Annotated in this window: 15 protein-coding genes; 8 read left to right on the top strand and 7 right to left on the bottom strand. The window is 63.8% G+C overall.

Annotated features, from left to right (window positions below; all coding sequences use genetic code 11):
* Positions 1-124: 124 nt before the first annotated feature.
* A complete protein-coding gene (locus ONG87_RS20780; RefSeq protein ID WP_122479989.1) occupies positions 125-1,414 on the bottom strand; it encodes an MFS transporter in 1,290 nt (429 codons plus the stop codon).
* Positions 1,415-1,739: 325 nt separating this feature from the next.
* Between ONG87_RS20780 and ONG87_RS20785 the strand changes: the two genes are divergently transcribed.
* Positions 1,740-2,141 (top strand): acyl-CoA thioesterase, encoded by a 402-nt coding sequence (locus ONG87_RS20785; RefSeq protein ID WP_043192132.1) that lies wholly within the window; start codon positions 1,740-1,742, stop codon positions 2,139-2,141.
* 51 nt (positions 2,142-2,192) lie between these two features.
* Entirely contained in the window at positions 2,193-3,095 is a 903-nt protein-coding gene (locus ONG87_RS20790) for a D-hexose-6-phosphate mutarotase (RefSeq protein ID WP_185794653.1), read from the top strand.
* Between the two features lie 124 nt (positions 3,096-3,219).
* Here ONG87_RS20790 and ONG87_RS20795 read toward each other — a convergent pair whose 3' ends face one another.
* The 5 genes from ONG87_RS20795 to ONG87_RS20815 form a co-directional block, all read right to left on the bottom strand.
* On the bottom strand, positions 3,220-3,753 hold the full coding sequence (locus ONG87_RS20795) for a DUF3299 domain-containing protein (RefSeq protein ID WP_192176187.1): 534 nt from the start codon (positions 3,751-3,753) through the stop codon (positions 3,220-3,222).
* A 140-nt stretch (positions 3,754-3,893) separates the two neighbouring features.
* Positions 3,894-4,142, bottom strand: coding sequence for a GlsB/YeaQ/YmgE family stress response membrane protein (locus ONG87_RS20800; protein WP_122479992.1), 249 nt, complete (start codon positions 4,140-4,142; stop codon positions 3,894-3,896).
* Positions 4,143-4,235: 93 nt separating this feature from the next.
* The gene (locus ONG87_RS20805) at positions 4,236-5,318 is read right to left on the bottom strand and encodes a 5-(carboxyamino)imidazole ribonucleotide synthase (RefSeq protein WP_264381963.1); all 1,083 of its coding nucleotides are present in this window, start codon (positions 5,316-5,318) and stop codon (positions 4,236-4,238) included.
* An 11-nt stretch (positions 5,319-5,329) separates the two neighbouring features.
* Complete coding sequence (gene purE / locus ONG87_RS20810; RefSeq protein ID WP_122479994.1) at positions 5,330-5,821, bottom strand: 5-(carboxyamino)imidazole ribonucleotide mutase; 492 nt, start codon at positions 5,819-5,821, stop codon at positions 5,330-5,332.
* Positions 5,822-6,159: 338 nt separating this feature from the next.
* Positions 6,160-7,068, bottom strand: coding sequence for a LysR substrate-binding domain-containing protein (locus ONG87_RS20815; protein ID WP_122479995.1), 909 nt, complete (start codon positions 7,066-7,068; stop codon positions 6,160-6,162).
* Between the two features lie 272 nt (positions 7,069-7,340).
* Here ONG87_RS20815 and ONG87_RS20820 point away from each other — a divergent pair, with 272 nt between their 5' ends.
* The 3 genes from ONG87_RS20820 (at position 7,341) to ONG87_RS20830 (ending at position 11,432) form a co-directional block, all read left to right on the top strand.
* Positions 7,341-8,765 carry an aspartate ammonia-lyase gene (locus ONG87_RS20820; RefSeq protein ID WP_122479996.1) on the top strand — a complete coding sequence of 475 codons (1,425 nt, stop codon included), beginning with the start codon at positions 7,341-7,343 and terminating at the stop codon, positions 8,763-8,765.
* A gap of 213 nt (positions 8,766-8,978) precedes the next feature.
* A complete protein-coding gene (locus tag ONG87_RS20825; RefSeq protein ID WP_122479997.1) occupies positions 8,979-10,421 on the top strand; it encodes a sodium:alanine symporter family protein in 1,443 nt (480 codons plus the stop codon).
* A 12-nt stretch (positions 10,422-10,433) separates the two neighbouring features.
* Positions 10,434-11,432 carry an asparaginase gene (locus ONG87_RS20830; protein WP_264381964.1) on the top strand — a complete coding sequence of 333 codons (999 nt, stop codon included), beginning with the start codon at positions 10,434-10,436 and terminating at the stop codon, positions 11,430-11,432.
* A gap of 202 nt (positions 11,433-11,634) precedes the next feature.
* Here ONG87_RS20830 and ONG87_RS20835 read toward each other — a convergent pair whose 3' ends face one another.
* Positions 11,635-12,846, bottom strand: a complete 1,212-nt coding sequence (locus ONG87_RS20835; protein ID WP_264381965.1) for a YeeE/YedE family protein — start codon at positions 12,844-12,846, stop codon at positions 11,635-11,637.
* 366 nt (positions 12,847-13,212) lie between these two features.
* Here ONG87_RS20835 and ONG87_RS20840 point away from each other — a divergent pair, with 366 nt between their 5' ends.
* The 3 genes from ONG87_RS20840 (at position 13,213) to ONG87_RS20850 (ending at position 17,373) form a co-directional block, all read left to right on the top strand.
* Positions 13,213-13,659, top strand: coding sequence for a GNAT family N-acetyltransferase (locus tag ONG87_RS20840; protein WP_264381966.1), 447 nt, complete (start codon positions 13,213-13,215; stop codon positions 13,657-13,659).
* An 8-nt stretch (positions 13,660-13,667) separates the two neighbouring features.
* Positions 13,668-14,351, top strand: a complete 684-nt coding sequence (locus ONG87_RS20845; RefSeq protein WP_264381967.1) for a GNAT family N-acetyltransferase — start codon at positions 13,668-13,670, stop codon at positions 14,349-14,351.
* Positions 14,352-14,412: 61 nt separating this feature from the next.
* Positions 14,413-17,373 (top strand): autotransporter outer membrane beta-barrel domain-containing protein, encoded by a 2,961-nt coding sequence (locus tag ONG87_RS20850; protein WP_264381968.1) that lies wholly within the window; start codon positions 14,413-14,415, stop codon positions 17,371-17,373.
* Positions 17,374-17,403 lie beyond the last annotated feature (30 nt).

The following is a 17,403-nucleotide window of genomic DNA, read 5'->3' on the forward strand; positions in this document are numbered from 1 at the left end:
CGGCGCTCGGTATTGGCGGGCCGTGGGGACACTCTATGAAAGGATTGTGACAGTAGGATGAATGGCCATCATCCTCCGTGCGGGCCTCGTTCGCAGGCTCTGCCAGCGAACGAGGCCAACGGATTCAGCGCTTCTTGGCCATCAGGTACAACCCGCACAGGAAGCCGATCACACAGATCGCCGCCACATAATAGGCCGGCCCCATGGGATTGGACTTCATCAGCAGGGTCACTGCCATCGGCGTCAGGCCGCCGAAGATGGCATAGGCCACGTTGTACGAAAACGACAGGCCGGAGAAACGCACCACCGCCGGGAACGCCTTGACCATCACGTAGGGCACCGCGCCGATCACGCCCACGCACAGGCCAGTCACCGCATACAGCGGAAACAGCCAGTCGGGATGCGCGTGCAGGCTGTGGAACAGGGTCCAGGAGGTGGCCAGCAGCGCCAGGCTGCCGACCACGAACACCTTGCCGGCGCCGAAGCGGTCAGCCAACGCGCCCGAACCGATGCAGCCCAGGCTCAGGAACACGATGGCCAGGCTGTTGGCCTGCAGCGACTGCTTGGGGGTAAAGCCGTAAAGGGTCTGCAGAATGGTCGGGGTCATCAGGATGACCACGATGATCCCCGCCGAGAGCAACCAGGTCAGCAGCATGGAAATGGCCACGGCCCCACGATGGTCGCGCAGCACCGTGCGCAGCGGCACTTCGGCGGCCAGCGCCTTGCGCTGCTGCAGTTCGGCGAAGACCGGGGTTTCATGCAGCCAGCGACGCAGGTACACCGACGCCAGGCCGAACACACCGCCGATCAGGAAAGGAATACGCCAGGCGTAGTCCGAAACCTCGGCCGGGGTGTAGATGCTGTTGATGGCAGTGGCCATCAGCGAGCCCAGCAGGATCCCGGTGGTCAAGCCGCAGGTCAGCGTGCCGCAGGCATAGCCGACGTTGCGCCCCGGCACATGCTCGGAGACGAACACCCAGGCACCGGGTACTTCGCCGCCGATGGCCGCGCCCTGGATCACCCGCATCAACAGCAACAGAATGGGCGCAAAGATGCCGATCTGTGCGTAAGTGGGCAGCAGGCCCATGATCAGGGTGGGCACGGCCATCATGAAGATGCTCAACGTGAACATCTTCTTGCGCCCCAACAGGTCACCGAAGTGCGCCATGATGATGCCGCCCAGCGGCCGCGCCAGATAGCCAGCGGCGAAGATGCCGAAGGTTTGCATCAGCCGCAGCCACTCGGGCATGTCGGCAGGAAAGAACAACTTGCCCACCACCGCCGCAAAGAACACGAAGATGATGAAGTCGTAGAACTCAAGTGCACCGCCCAGGGCGGACAACGAAAGTGTCTTGTAATCACTGCGGGTCAGCGGACGCGAAGGCGGAGCGATACTCGAAGGCGCGGCGGTCATGTGATGTTCTCTTATATACAAATCCACAGCTTTGTTGCTGTTTTGGGTTTGGCAGTGCAGGCACGATAGCAAATTGCTAGAAAAAGCACATGGCCTGTATTGGCAATCGCAGTAATTGGACAGCGAACGGTCGTTATGGCGGTTCTGCGCCTATATACTGGCCTTAATTAAAGGGTGTTGTGCGAAAACGCAGCTAGCGTTGTAGCCGATTTCGCAGAGGTACCCTGTGTGCGCCAGTTGAAAGAAAAGCCGTGTAGGCTTTTGTCATTGGCGCCGATCAATGCGCCACTCCAATAAAGCGTCACGGGTCAGAGGCCCCCCCGGCATGATTGAACTCGAACAAGAAGATCCCATCCCCCAAGGCGACCTGGCCTTGCAGATCACCGCGCTGCCGCGCGAAACCAACGGCTTTGGCGATATTTTCGGCGGCTGGCTGGTCGCCCAGATGGATCTGGCCGGAACGGCCATGGCCAGCAAGGTCGCCGGTGGACGGGTGGCGACGGTAGCCATCGATCGCATGGCGTTCCTGGTCCCGGTTGCCGTCGGCGCGCAATTGTCCTTCTATACCCAGACCCTGGAGATCGGCCGCAGCTCGATCCAGATGATGGTCGAGGTATGGAGCGACGATCCACTGTCGAGCGAATGGCGCAAGGTCACCGAGGCCGTCTTCGTGTTCGTCGCCATCGACGGCAGCGGCCGTACGCGCGCGGTACCACCGCGGCGCTGATGTACCACCGGCGCATCAGCCGACTTTTTGAACCCATAGCGAGAACTCTTCATGTCTGAGCCGCAGGTCGAATCGGTCAAGCTCGATGAACTCAATTGCTGGCGCATCAGCACCGATCAGGCTGAGCTGCTGATCGCGCAACAAGGCGCCCAGGTGATCAGCTATCAGCGTCACGGTCAGCAGCCGCTGATCTGGCCCAACCCGGCCGCCCTCTACAAGCCGGGCAAGGCCGTTCGCACCGGCGTGCCGGTGTGTTGGCCATGGTTCGGCAACCTTGGGCGCAATCCCGAGGCGGTACAGGCCATGCGCACCGCCAGCGACGAGGCACCTGCCCACGGCCTGGTGCGGACGCTGGACTGGGAGTTGCTGGGTATCGACCAGCTCGAATCGGGCATCAAGGTCGAATTGAGCGTGCCGCAGGCAGCTCGCGGTGAATTGCCAGGGTGGCCGCACAAGGTCGAGGTCAGGCTGTGCGTGGTACTTGGCGAGGCGCTGGAGATCACCCTGCACAGTCGCAACCTGGACGACCATCCCGTCAGCCTGAGCCAGGCGCTGCACAGCTACTTTGCGGTGAGCGACGTGCGTCAGGCCACCGTCGAGTGCCTGGGCGGCCTGACGTACATCGAAACCCTGGACGGCTGGCAGCCCCGCCAGCAGGCTGGCGTGCTCGGGTTTGCCGGCGAAACCGACCGGATCTACCTGAATACTCCAGCGCAGCTGAGTTTCGTCGACCCAGGCTGGCAACGTCGGGTGACCCTCGCCTCCACCGGCTCGCGCAGCGCAGTGGTGTGGAACCCGTGGGTCGAGCGCGCCACGGCCTTGCCGGACATGGCCGACGACGGTTGGCAGGGCATGTTGTGCATCGAGACGGCGAACGTCTGGGATGACGTGGTGACGCTGGCACCCGGTGCGGCGTGTGCCATGGGTGTGAGGTTTACAGCTTCAGAGCTTTGATATTTGCAGGCAGGTCCGGCCTCTTCGCGGGCAGAGCCCGCTCCCACATGGACGCTGTATGCCCCACTGTGGGAGCGGGGCGGGCGGCGAGCCTTCTACCCGCGAAGAGGCCAGACCTGCAGAATCACAAATCCGACTCCTCTACCACCCGCACTTTCTGCGCATCCAGCGCATAAGCCGCATCGGCCAGGTCGTTGCTGACCTTCTCCACCTTGACCTTGCCCGTGACCCACAACGGCGTGTAGATATCGGCCAGCTTCAGCCCCTTGGGGTAGCGCACCAGGATCAACTGGTTCGGCGGCGGCGGCGGAACGTGAATGCACGCGCCTGGGTATGGCACCAGGAAGAACAGCGTGCTGTTGCCCTTGGCATCGCTTTCCAGCGGAACGGGGTAGCCGCCGATGCGAATGTCCTTGCCGTTCATGGCCGCCACGGTCTTGGTGGAATACATCACCGCCGGCAGACCCTTGGCTTGCTTCATGCCACCCTTTTCGGTGAACGTGCCCTGCGCCTCGGGTGAGTCGTGGTCGATTTCGGGCATCTGCTCCAAGGCCTGCTGGTCTGCCTTGGGCATCAGCTGCAGCCAGTCGGTTTCCGGCAGTTCAGCGTGCGCAGTGGCTGCGGCGAACATGAAGCAGAGCAGTAGAAGTCGGCGCATGGCAGGGCCCAGAGTGGAAAGTCGGCCATTCTAACCACAGCCCAGACGTGACGCAGCCCCCATCGAGGCAAGCTCGAGGGGGGCTGCGGTGCAACCAGTCAGGTACCTGCAGGGCTGCCGCAGGTATCAGGCGCGTTGAATCAACGCTTCTTGCTGACCATGCCGTAGATCACCAGCAGGATGATCGCGCCGACCAGCGCGCCGAGGAAGCCGGCACCTTCGCCAGCCCGGTAGATACCCAGCGCCTGACCACCGTAGGTCGCAGCCAGGGAACCGGCGATACCCAGCAGAATGGTCATGATCCAACCCATGCTGTCATCGCCAGGCTTCAGAAAACGCGCCAGCAGACCAACGATCAAGCCGATGAAGATAGTCCCGATGATTCCCATGATATTCCCTCTGATATGAACAGGCTTGATGCCAAGCTGCGATAGCAGCCTTGGCGTACAGCCATCAGAGGGTTGATGGTCGGCAATGGTTCCTCAACCCTGGATAAGGGCCTGCACTTCGGCGATCTGGCGTTGCAACGTGGCGCGATCGGCACAGCGCACGGTGGCATGACCGACCTTGCGGCCGACCTTGAACGCCTTGCCGTAGTGGTGCAGATGACAGTCGTCGATGGCCGCGACCTGCGCCACTGCCGGCACTTCGCCGATGAAGTTGAGCATGGCGCTTTCGCCGACCTTGGCGGTCGAACCCAATGGCAGCCCGGCCACGGCGCGCAGGTGGTTTTCGAACTGGCTGCACTCGGCGCCTTCGATGGTCCAGTGCCCGGAGTTGTGCACGCGGGGCGCGATTTCATTGGCCTTCAAGCCACCGTCCACTTCGAAGAACTCGAACGCCAGTACGCCAACGTAGTCGAGCTTCTCCAGCACACGACCAGCGTAGTCTTCGGCCAGCCCCTGCAGTGGATGCGCGGTGCTTGCCACCGACAGGCGCAGGATGCCGGCCTCGTGGGTGTTGTGCACCAGCGGGTAGAAGCGGGTCTCGCCATCGCGTGCGCGCACGGCGATCAGCGACACTTCGCCGGTAAAGGGCACGAAGCCTTCGAGCAGGCACGGCACGCTGCCCAGTTCGGCGAAGGTCCCGGCCACATCAACGGCGCTGCGCAGGACCTTCTGGCCTTTGCCGTCATAGCCCAGGGTACGGGTTTTCAGCACGGCGGGCAGGCCGATGCTGGCCACCGCGGCGTCGAGATCGGCCTGGGACTGGATGTCGGCGAACGTCGGCGTCGGCACGCCCAGGTCCTTGAACATGCTTTTTTCGAACCAGCGGTCACGGGCGATGCGCAGCGCGTCGGCGCTGGGATACACCGGTACGAATTGCGACAGGAACGCCACGGTCTCGGCCGGAACGCTTTCGAACTCGAAGGTGACCAAGTCGACTTCGTCGGCCAACTGGCGCAGGTGATCCTGGTCGCCATAGTCGGCCCGCAGGTGCTCGCCCAAGGGGGCGGCACAGGCATCGGGCGCCGGGTCCAGGAAAGCGAAATTCATCCCCAGGGGGGTACCGGCCAAGGCCAGCATGCGGCCCAGTTGGCCGCCACCGATTACACCGATCTTCATGTCAAAGAACCTCAGGCCTGGCGCGGGTCGGGATTGTCCAGAACGTTGTCTGTCTGCTCGGCGCGGAACGTTTTCAGTGCAGTGTGGAACTGCGGGTGCTTGGCGCCCAGGATGCTGGCCGACAGCAGCGCGGCGTTGATCGCGCCGGCCTTGCCGATGGCCAGTGTGGCGACCGGAATGCCCGCCGGCATCTGCACGATGGACAGCAGCGAGTCGACGCCCGACAGCATGGACGACTGCACCGGCACACCCAGCACCGGCAGGTGCGTCTTGGCCGCGCACATGCCTGGCAGATGCGCCGCGCCGCCGGCGCCGGCGATGATCACCTCGATGCCGCGGCTTTCGGCCTCGTCGGCATACTGGAACAGCAGGTCCGGGGTGCGGTGGGCGGAAACCACCTTGACCTCGAAGGGAATACCGAGCTTTTCCAGCATATCGGCGGTGTGGCTAAGGGTGGACCAATCGGACTTGGAGCCCATGATCACGCCAACCAATGCACTCATCGTCGAGCCTCTTCTCTTGGGCGCCCGCAGGCGCGTCAAAAAACAACGAGCCACGCAGGAAGACCGGCGTGGCTCGTTATGCGAATAATGGCCGGAACAGACCGGCCGAAGGCCGCGCAGTATACCGTAAGAATGAAGATTTATTGCAGCCATCTCGACCGACCGTCAAATGGCTGCGAAGCACGGGTTTGTTGACTTTCAGGTCAGTGAAACAGGTGCTGGATCCTTCGCGGCCACTGGCCGCTCCTACAGAGATCGCGATGGCCGCGCCTATGGAGATCACGATGGCTCTGCGTAGGAGCGGCCAGTGGCCGCGAAGGCAGCACCGCCGAATCGAGTCAGGCGCTGCCCGCCGCCGCACCCTCCAACCGCTTCCACAACAGCCGCACATTGGCCTTGCGCACCAACGCACAGCGATACACGCGAATCTCCAACGGCACGTGCCACTGCTGCCCGCCACACACCACCAGCTCGCCGCGAGCCAGCTCGGCGCGTACGCTCAGGCGCGGCACCCAGGCGATCCCCAGGCCTTCGAGCGCCATGCTTTTCAGGCTGTCGGCCATGGCGGTTTCGTACACCGTGGTATAGCGCAGGCTGCGCTGGCGCAGCAGCAGGTTCACCGAGCGCCCGAGAAACGCGCCTGCAGAATAAGCCAGCAGTGGAATGCTGCCCTCGCCTTCCAGGTCGAACAACGGCTGGCCCTGGGCGTCGCTGGCGCAGATGGGCAGCATCTCGGTGGTGCCCAGATGCAGGGACGGAAATATCTCAGGGTCCATCTGCATCGCCGAATCGGGGTCGTAGAACGCCAGCATCAGGTCGCAGCCGCCCTCGCGCAACGCATGCACTGCATCGCCGACGTTGGTGGCCACAAGACGCGTGGCGATGGGCAGGCCGTCGTTGCGCAGCTTCGCGATCCAGCCCGGAAAGAACCCCAATGCCAGCGAGTGCGCTGCAGCCACCTGCATGACTTCACCCTGCCCGCCTTCCAAGTGATGCAGATGACGCAAGACCTCGCCCAGTTGGTCGACCACCGTGCGCGCCGTGACCAGAAACAACTGACCGGCCTCGGTCAACTCGACCGGCGTGCGCGATCGATTCACCAACGTCAGGCCCAGCGCAGCTTCCAGGCTGCGGATACGCCGGCTGAACGCAGGCTGGGTGACGAAGCGGCGTTCAGCCGCCTGCGAAAAGCTGCGGGTGGCCGCCAGGGCGCTGAAGTCTTCCAGCCATTTGCTTTCCAGGTTCATGTCGGTTCTCGGTACGTTGATTCGGGCAGCGTGTAAAGCCGGACGCGGCTCGCGCCGCTGCTACAGGGATCCCTTGTAGCAGCGGCGCAAGCCGCGTCGGCGGACAACACCGACGTCATTGGAATACGCCTGATCGCCCTTGCGCGTCACATGCGCCATTATGCCGATTATGCATACCCCAGCAAGCATCAGCATTAGCCGCAAATCTGCTACAGGCCTAGCATTGCAAGCATTCCGGCACTTGCCGGGCCTCTACAGAGATTATCTCTATCATGTCCTCCGCTGCATCACTGCGCACTGAAAAAGACCTGCTCGGCGTTCTCGAAGTCCCGGCTGAAGCCTACTACGGCATTCAAACCCTGCGCGCCGTGCACAACTTCCGCCTCTCCGGCGTGCCGTTGTCGCACTACCCCAAGCTGGTCGTGGCCCTGGCCATGGTCAAGCAGGCCGCCGCCGATGCCAACCACCAGTTGGGGCATCTGAACACCGCCAAGCATGCGGCAATCAGTGAAGCGTGTGCCCGCTTGGTGCGCGGCGATTTCCACGATCAGTTCGTGGTCGACATGATTCAGGGTGGCGCCGGTACGTCCACCAACATGAATGCCAACGAGGTGATCGCCAACATCGCCCTGGAAGTCATGGGCCATCAGAAAGGCGAATACCAGTACCTGCACCCCAACAACGACGTGAACATGGCGCAGTCGACCAACGACGCCTACCCGACGGCCATTCGCCTGGGTCTGCTGCTGGGCCATGACGCCCTGCTGGCCAGCCTCGACAGCCTCATCCAGGCATTCGCCGCCAAGGGCGTGGAATTCGCCCACGTGCTGAAGATGGGTCGGACCCAGCTGCAGGACGCCGTGCCGATGACTCTGGGCCAGGAATTCAAGGCCTTCGCCACCACGTTGACCGAAGACCTCAACCGCCTGCGCAGCCTGGCTCCGGAACTGCTGACCGAAGTCAACCTGGGTGGCACCGCCATCGGCACCGGCATCAACGCCGACCCGGGCTATCAGGCCCTGGCCGTGTCGCGCCTGGCCACCATCAGCGGCCAGCCGCTGGTGCCCGCCGCCGACCTGATCGAAGCAACCTCCGACATGGGTGCCTTCGTGCTGTTCTCCGGCATGCTCAAGCGCACTGCGGTCAAGCTGTCGAAGATCTGCAACGACCTGCGCCTGCTGTCCAGCGGCCCGCGTACCGGCATCAACGAGATCAACCTGCCGGCGCGCCAGCCGGGCAGCTCGATCATGCCGGGCAAGGTCAATCCGGTGATTCCCGAAGCGGTCAACATGTGCGCCTTCGAGATCATGGGCAACGACCTGGCCCTGACCATCGCCGCCGAGGGCGGGCAGTTGCAGCTCAACGTCATGGAACCGCTGATCGCCTACAAGATCTTCGACTCCATCCGCCTGCTGCAGCGCGCCATGGACATGCTGCGTGAACACTGCATCGTCGGCATTACCGCCAACGAACAGCGCTGCCGCGAGCTGGTGGAGCACTCCATCGGCCTGGTCACCGCGCTGAACCCCTACATTGGCTATGAAAACGCCACCCGTATCGCTCGCATCGCCCTGCAGACAGGTCGCGGCGTGCTGGAGCTGGTACGTGAGGAAGGCCTGCTCGACGACGCCATGCTGGCCGACATCCTGCGCCCGGAAAACATGATCGCGCCGCGCCTCGTGCCCCTCAAGGCCTGAGCCGGCCGTACGCTCACCAGGTCGAGGGACTAGACACCTCTCACCTTTTGAGGGCTCCGAGAGCAATTTCGGAGCCCTTTTTTTGTGCCGCTGTAACGCCCTGGGTCAAACATCCCACAAGATGAATATGCCCAGTCCTATGCACCAAAAAGCTGCGCGGCCTTACACCTATGGGTATAGTGCCGCCCTTTTGAACTTGACGAGGTAACCCCCATGCTTGAAGTCATCAACGACTTCCTCTCGGGAAAAGTCCTGATCGTGCTTATCGTCGGCCTCGGTGGCTATTTCACCGTGCGCTCGCGCTTCGTCCAACTGCGCCACTTCCTGCACATGTTCAGTGTGTTCCGCGACAGCCTGCGCAACAGTTCAGACCAGCTCAGCTCGTTTCAGGCACTGATGCTCAGCCTGGCCGGGCGAGTCGGCGCCGGTAACATTGCAGGCGTCGGCATTGCCGTGACCCTGGGTGGCCCGGGCGCGGTGTTCTGGATGTGGGTCACCGCCCTGGTGGGCATGGCCAGCAGCTTCTTCGAATGTACACTGGCGCAGGCCTACAAGCGCTGCGACCCCGACGGCCAATACCGCGGCGGTCCTTCGTTCTACATTCAGCACGGCCTGGGCAAGCGCTGGCTGGGCATGGTCATGGCGGTGCTGTTGCTGCTGACCTTCGGCTTTGCCTTCAACGGCCTGCAATCGCATGCGGTCACCAGTTCGCTGAACGATGCCTTCGGCCTGTCCACCACTTGGACCGGCGTCGGCCTGGCCGCGTTGCTGGGCCTGGTGTTCTTCGGTGGTATCAAGCGAATCGCGGCGGTCGCCGACCTGCTGGTGCCGGTCAAGACCCTGGCCTACATCGCCGTCAGCCTCTATGTGATCGTGCTGCAGTTCGATCAGGTTCCGGAAATGCTGGCGACCATCGTGCGCAGCGCGTTCGGCCTGGACCCGGTATTCGGCGGTCTGCTCGGCAGCGCCATCGTCATGGGCGTGAAACGTGGTGTGTTCGCCAACGAAGCGGGCCTGGGCAGTGCGCCCAACGTGGCCGCCGTGGCGCAGGTCGAACACCCGGTTGCACAGGGCGTGGTGCAGGCGTTCAGCGTCTTCCTCGACACCTTCGTGATCTGTACCTGTACCGCACTGGTGATCCTGCTGTCGGGCTTCTACACGCCGGGCTTCGAGGGCGATGGCATTGCTCTGACGCAGAACTCGCTGGCCAACGTGGTGGGTGAATGGGGCCGGGTGTTCATCAGTGTCGCCTTGTCGCTGTTCGTATTCACCTCGATCCTCTACAACTATTATCTGGGCGAGAACAGCCTGCGCTTCCTCATCGGCGACAACCGCAAGGCGGTGCTGGTGTACCGCGCGATCGTGCTGTTGCTGATCTTCTGGGGCGCCATCGAAAACCTGGAAACGGTGTTTGCCTTCGCCGACATCACCATGACCCTGCTGGCCTTCGTCAACCTGATCGCTTTGGCCATGCTGTTCAAGACCGGCCTGCGCCTGCTGCGCGACTATGATGCGCAGCGCAGTGCCGGGATCAAGGTACCGGTGTTCGATTCGCGGCAGTTCGCCGACCTCGACCTGGATCTGAAGGCCTGGCCGGTACCAAATCCGTCGGCAGCCGATGAAAAGGCCCAGGCACCCCTGCCCGTCCAGCGTTAAGGAGCCTTCTGCATGAGCATCGCATCCCCTGCCCGTCATGTGCGGGTGCTGTACACCGGCGGCACCATCGGCATGCAGGCCAGTGCCAATGGCCTGGCTCCGGCTTCGGGCTTCGAGGCGCGCATGCGCGAACAACTCGATGCCCAGCCTGAGCTGGTGGTGCCGCAATTCAGCTTCGAGGAGCTGCTGCCGCTGATCGACAGCGCCAACATGACGCCGGCCTACTGGCAGCGTCTGCGCGAAGCCGTGGTTCGAGCGGTGGATGAGCAGGGTTGCGATGCCGTACTGATCCTGCATGGCACCGACACGCTGGCGTACAGCGCGGCGGCCATGAGCTTCCAGTTGCTGGGGCTCCAGGCACCGGTGCTGTTCACCGGTTCCATGCTGCCTGCCGGGGTGCCCGGCAGCGATGCCTGGGAAAACGTCAACGGCGCCCTGGCAGATCTCGCTCGGGGCCTGGAGCCGGGTGTGCACCTGCATTTCCACGGTGCCCTGCTGCCGCCGACCCGCTGCGCCAAGGTGCGCAGCTCGGGGCGCAATCCGTTTGCCGCATTGCGGCGCACAGGTGGCGCCGCCAGGGTCGCACCGATGCCGGCGGCGCTGGATTATCGCCAGCCACGTCAGCCTGCCAGCATCGGTGTATTGCCGCTGTACCCCGGCCTCGGCGTGCCGCTGTTGCAGGCGGTCGTGGACAGCGGGGTGCAGGCCTTGCTGCTCGAATGCTACGGCAGCGGCACCGGGCCGTCCGACAACGCGCCGTTCCTCGACGCGCTGCAGGCAGCCCAGGCGCGGGGTATCGTGGTCGTGGCGCTGACGCAATGCCAGGAAGGCGGCGTCGAACTGGATGTGTATGAAGCCGGTAGCCGCCTGCGCGATGCAGGCGTGCTCTCCGGCGGCGGCATGACCCGCGAGACGGCATTGGGCAAGCTGCACGCATTGCTGGGTGCAGGCTTGCCGGTGGAAGAAGTCCGCCGCCTGGTAGAACTCGACCTGTGCGGCGAACTGGCCTGATCGAAACCGCGGCGCGCCCTTCGCGCTGCTGCAAGGGTTGCGCACATCCGTAGGAGCGGTCAGCGGCCGCGAAACAGGCGCTGCGGTGCATCAGACAGACTGCGGCGCGCCCTTCGCGGCCACGGACCGCTCCTGCGAAGCTTGCACGATCCCGTAGGAGCGGTCAGCGGCCGCGAAGCAGGCGCCGCGGTGTCACTGTCACTCAGCAGCCGGTCAGGCGTTCCACGCGCGCTTCGTTGGGAAAGAACAACGGACGCAGGCGAACGCCAACGCTGTTGCCGATGAAGGCGGCGACCAGCCACAGCCAGCCATGCAGGCTGCCAGAGGCAATGCCGCTGAAATACGCACCGATGTTGCAGCCATAAGCCAGGCGCGACCCATAGCCCAGTAACAACCCGCCAATCACGGCCGCGATCAGTGACCGGCGCGGGATCTTCAAGCTGGGCGCGAAATGCCCGGCCAACCCCGCCGCCAGCAGTGCACCCAGCACGATACCGATGTCCATGACGCTGGTGATGTCCTCCCACACCGGCGCAGCCAGCGCCTTGGCGTTGGATGCGGTTTGCCAGAACGCCCAACTGCCCACGTCCACGCCCAACCCACTGGCCACTTTCGCCCCCCACAGGGCGAACGCCGACGTGATGCCCCAAGGCCGACCGGCCAGCGCTAGCGTGGCGAAGTTCAGCAGCGCCAGCGCGACTGCTCCCCACACCAGGGGCCACGGCCCGCGCAGGAACCTGTTCGAACCAGGCGTCGCCCGCACATCGGGTGTTTCCAGCGCCCCATGCCGACGCCGTTCCAGGCCCACGGTCACCCACGCGATCAGCGCGAACACGCCCAGGCTCAGCAACAGCGCCGGCACCACGCCCAGGCTCTTGACGATCGAGATCGCCGGCAACGATGGCAAGGCAAACCACCAGTCCACATGGTGGGTCGCGATCAGTGAGCCACAGATGAAGAACAGCAGGGTCACCAGCATGCGTGCGTTGCCACCACCGACGGTGAACAGCGTCCCCGACGCGCAACCGCCACCCAGCTGCATGCCGATGCCGAAAATAAAGGCACCGAACACCACCGACAAACCGGCGGGCGCGACCAGCCCCACCACCGGCTGGCCGAACAGGCTGCCTGCACCCAGAACCGGAAAGAACAGCAGCACCGCCAGCGCCAGCATGACCATCTGCGCCCGCAGCCCTGCGCCTCGGCGATCACGGATGAAAACCCGCCAGGCAGACGTGAAGCCGAAGGCTGCGTGATAAAGCGTCAGACCCAGGGCCGCACCGACCGCCCACAACAGCACCTGGCGCGAACCCACCGCAGCGGCGAGAAACACCCCGCCGAGCACCAGCAGAGAGATCGCCACCAGCGGCGCACCCAGTGCACGCCGTGGGGCAACAGAAAAGGTCGAACTCATGGCAGCATCCGAATAGAGAGACAAGACAGCGCAGCAGTATAAAACCTAAAGCCAGGTGTTGATGCGTCTCTGCGACCAGAGCGACTTCAGGCCGCAGGTGATCGGTGCCAGGCACCCGCAGGATTTTGTGAACAACCTTCTTGCAACGTTCCCTCGACGCGCCGGTCAGAAACTGTCCAACCGCAGCTGAGCAAGCCATTTCACTGTATGTAATACCAGACGCTTAGGGCGATCTGTGGATAAACCTGTGCATAACCGGGGGTATAACCCTGTGGATACCTGTGTGGATAATCTTCCGAGTGCTGTTGGATGCACTCGCTCGCACAAGATGCCAAGATGACCGTCACGACCCACCGGAGCACGACCATGTCCGACCTCGCCATTCGTCCTGTTACCGCAGCCGACCATCTTGCCTGGCTGAACCTCTGGCGGGCCTACCAGCTTTTCTACCAGACCGAGATTCCCGACGCCGTGACCCAGGTCACCTGGCAGCGCATGCTCGACGACGCCGAACCCATGCACGCGGCGCTTGCCTGGCGCGACGGCGTGGCCGTCGGCATGGTTCACTACATCTATCACCGCTCGTGCTGGACCATTGAAAACTCCTGCTACCTGCAGGATCTGCTGGTGGATGCTTCGGTACGCGGTGGGGGCGTGGGTCGCCAGTTGATCGAGTTCGTCTACGCAACCGCCAAGACCGCCGGTTGCGCCAAGGTCCACTGGCTCACCCATGAAACCAACAGCACCGCCATCGGGCTGTACCGGAATATCGCCGAGCAGCCCGGTTTCATCCAATTTCGCAAGCCACTCTAGGAGCTGCCATGCCCACATCCGCCTCCGCATCCGACTGGAAGCCCGTAAAGGCACCCGTGGCGACCACCATGAACGGTCGCTTCATCCGCCTGGAGAAACTCGATCCCAAGCGCCATGGTGAAGACCTCTGGGAAGCCCTGCAGGGGCCGCAGTCCGACGCGCAGCTGTGGGACTACCTGCCCTACGGCCCCTTCAACGACCTGGAGCTGTTCTACATCTGGCTCGACGGCTATGCCATCAGCAACGATCCGCTGGGCTTCTGCGTGGTCGACCAGCACACCGACAAAGCCGAAGGCATCCTCAGCCTGATGTCCATCGTGCCGGCGCACGGACGCCTGGAAGTGGGCCACGTGGCCTTTGCCGCCTCCATGCAGCGCACGCCCAAGGGCACCGAGGCGATCTACCTGGCGCTCAAGCTGGCATTCGGTCAGGGCTATCGCCGGGTCGAATGGAAGTGCGACAACGCCAACAAACGTTCGCGCCGCGCCGCCGAACGCGTCGGTTTCAGCCTCGAAGGTGTGTTCCGCCAGCACATGGTGGTCAAGGGTCGCAACCGTGACACGGCGTACTTTTCCATCACCCACAGCGAGTGGCCGGCAATCGAGGCAGCGTTCGAGGGCTGGCTGGCGGTAGACAACCAGCCTTCTTCCGGCCAGCGCAAACCCTTGGAACAGTTTCGCGTCGGCGTTTAAATAATTCTGTAAAGACCAGGGGCTATACAGGACGACCTCACTGCAATCAGGTCGTCCGCTCATGCCGTACTCTCCGCACCGCCTCGCCCTTGCCATCGCTCTGCTCGCCCCGGGCACGCCGATGTCGGCGGCCTTCGCCAAAGACCTGCAGATCGATACCGCCATCCAGGCGACGCAAAGCCTGAGCGATACCGATCGCCTGACGGTGAGCAAGGCTGGGAGCATCACGGCCAGTGCCGAGGCGATCAAGCTCAAGGGTTCGGCAGCGGGTACTGGCGTGGTTGTGGATAACTCGGGCCGGCTGATCTCCACTGCCGATCGAGCCATCGACAGCTCCAGTAGCGGCGCAGTGCGCAACTACACCCTGATCAATCGCGCGGGTGCGCTGATTCAAGGCTCGTCCGATGCCTTTCGCATCAAGGACGATTTCAGCCGTGGCGCCATCGCCATCGACAACAGTGGCACGCTGCGCTCGCTGAACAAGCGCGCTATCGATCTGGAAGCCCTGGAAAGCGCTGGCATCGCCACCACCCTCGACAACCGCGCCGGCGGGTTGATCCGCAGCGAAAAGAACGACGCGATGAAAACCGGCATCAATGCCACGATCATCAACCACGGCGAGATATCCACAGGCGACACCTTCAGCCTCGACGACAAGTACGACGGTATCGACGTGGCGGCGGCCACTGGCGTGTCCGTGTACAACCATGGCTTGATCAGCGGCGGCCGCCACGGCCTGACCACGGACGAAGGTGCGCTGCTGTACAACGAAGGCACGCTGATAGGCCGCAATGGCTCGGGCTACGGTTCGGACGGCAATGGCACGGTCATCAACCATGGCCTGATCTCCGGCGATGTGTCCGGCCTGCAGGCCGTGGGTGATGGCGACGGTGTGGACATCGACTACATCGGCCATATCGAGAACTACGGCACCATTCGCGGCACCGGTGCATCCGGTGCCAAGCCAGGCGATCCCCTCAATGCCAGCGAAGGCATCGCCATGGGCGGCGGTTATATTTTCAATGCGGCAGGCGCCACCATCAGCGGCGCCGACAATGCCATCCTGATCGACGATGGCAGCAATGGCTCGGCCCATGGCGCCACCTATCTGGAGAACCATGGCAGCATCAGCGGGCTCAACGGCTTCGGCGTGCAGCTCAATGGCGCCTTCGCCGACACCGTCATAAACGCCGGCTCCATTGGCGGCAGCAATGGACAGGCCCTGCAAATGGGCGCAGGCGATGACCGTTTGACCGTACTTAGCGGTGGTCGCTTCAACGGTGTGGTCGACGGCGGCAGCGGCCGCGATCGTGTGATCCTGGAGGGCAACGCCGGCGGCAGTTTCGGCAACAGCCGCCACTTCGAAACCCTGGAAGTGCAGAGCGGCACCTGGACCCTCACCAGCATCGGCGACTTCAGCGCCGACAGTCGCATTGCCAACGGCGCCACGCTGATCAACCAGGGCAGTATTGCCGGCAACCTCAGCGTTGACCCGGGCGGCGTCTACGCCGGCGGTGGCGCAGTGGGCAACCTGCTCGTCAACGGCACCTTGTCGAGCAACAGCCAACTGGGCACTGCCTTGGTCAACGGCGACCTGACACTGGCACGCGGCGCAACCCTGGCGTATGGGGTGAACGCCGATGGCAGCAGTGCGCCGCTGCAGGTCGCAGGCGCGGCCAATCTCGACGGCGCCACCCTGGCCGTTGTCCCGAGCAGTGGCGAATACCCCTGGCAAAGCCGCTACACCGTGCTGCAGGCGGGCAGCGTGAACGGTCGCTTCGGTACGGTGACGAGCGACTACGCCTTTCTGACCCCGACCCTGAGCTACGGCGCGACCGCGGTCGACCTCGACTACACCCGCAACGACATCGCCTTCGCCGACTTCGCCAGCACCACCAATGGCGGCAATGCGGCCCGCAGCCTGGCTGCCGCAAGCAGCGGCACCTTGTACAACGCCCTGCTCGGCACCAGTACCGCCAGCGCAGGGGCGGCCATCGAGCAACTGGCTGGCAGCAGCAACGCCAACCTGGCTGCCGCAACCCTGGCCGGTACCACCCAGGTCGGCAGCAGCATGCTCTCGGCCATGCGCCAGATGGGCAGCGGCAGCGGCCTGCTGGTGGGTCTGGGCGCACAAGACACGCCGGTGCTGGCCGCCAGCGGCATACCCGACCAGGCCCGCAACCTCAACGACCCCAACGCACAGGGCCGTGTCTGGGTCCAGGCACTGGGCAGCTACGGCAAGCTTGATGGCGAACACGGCAGCGATGGCCTCGAACAACGGACTTCGGGCGCCGTGCTGGGCACCGAATGGGCACTGACCCCGGACTGGCGCGTGGGCCTGCTGGGCGGTTATTCGCGTACCGACCTGGACGCATCCGGCGCGGACGGCAAAATCGACAGCTGGCACGCAGGCATCTACGCCCTGCGCCAGAACGGTCCGCTGGCCCTGCGCCTGGGTGCGGCCTACAGCCAGCATGATGGCAACAGCAAGCGGAGTGTCGACTTCGCCGGCTTCAGTGACCGTTTGCGCGGCGACTACGACGCCGACAGCCAGCAAGCCTTCGCCGAACTGGGCTACGACCTGGGCAGCGGCCGGCTCAGCGCCGAACCCTTCGCCAACCTGGGCTACCAGCGCTACAGCCGCGACGGCTACCGCGAAAAAGGCGGAGCCGCCGCCCTCGCCGTGGACGCCCAGACACAGGACAACTTCACCAGCACCTTCGGCGTGCGCCTGGCTCACTTGAGCCAATTGGACAACGGCATGAGCCTGACCCCGCGTGGCAGCCTGGGCTGGCGTCATGCCTATGGAGACGTCGACAACAGCACCCGGCAGGCGTTTGCCAGTGGTGGCAATGCGTTCAGTGTCGAAGGCAGCGCCCTGGACCGCGACAGCCTGATGGTCGAAGCCGGCCTGGACCTGGGTGTCAGTGCGCGGCAGAGCGTCGGCATCGGTTACACCGGCGAGCTGGGTAGCAACAGTCGCAACCATGCTGTGGTCGGCCAGTGGCAGATGCGCTTCTGATCAGTCTCGCGGCTGCCGGGTGGACAAAAA

The organism is Pseudomonas sp. MM227, assembly GCF_947090715.1.
In the GTDB taxonomy this organism is placed as follows: Bacteria; Pseudomonadota; Gammaproteobacteria; order Pseudomonadales; family Pseudomonadaceae; genus Aquipseudomonas; species Aquipseudomonas baltica.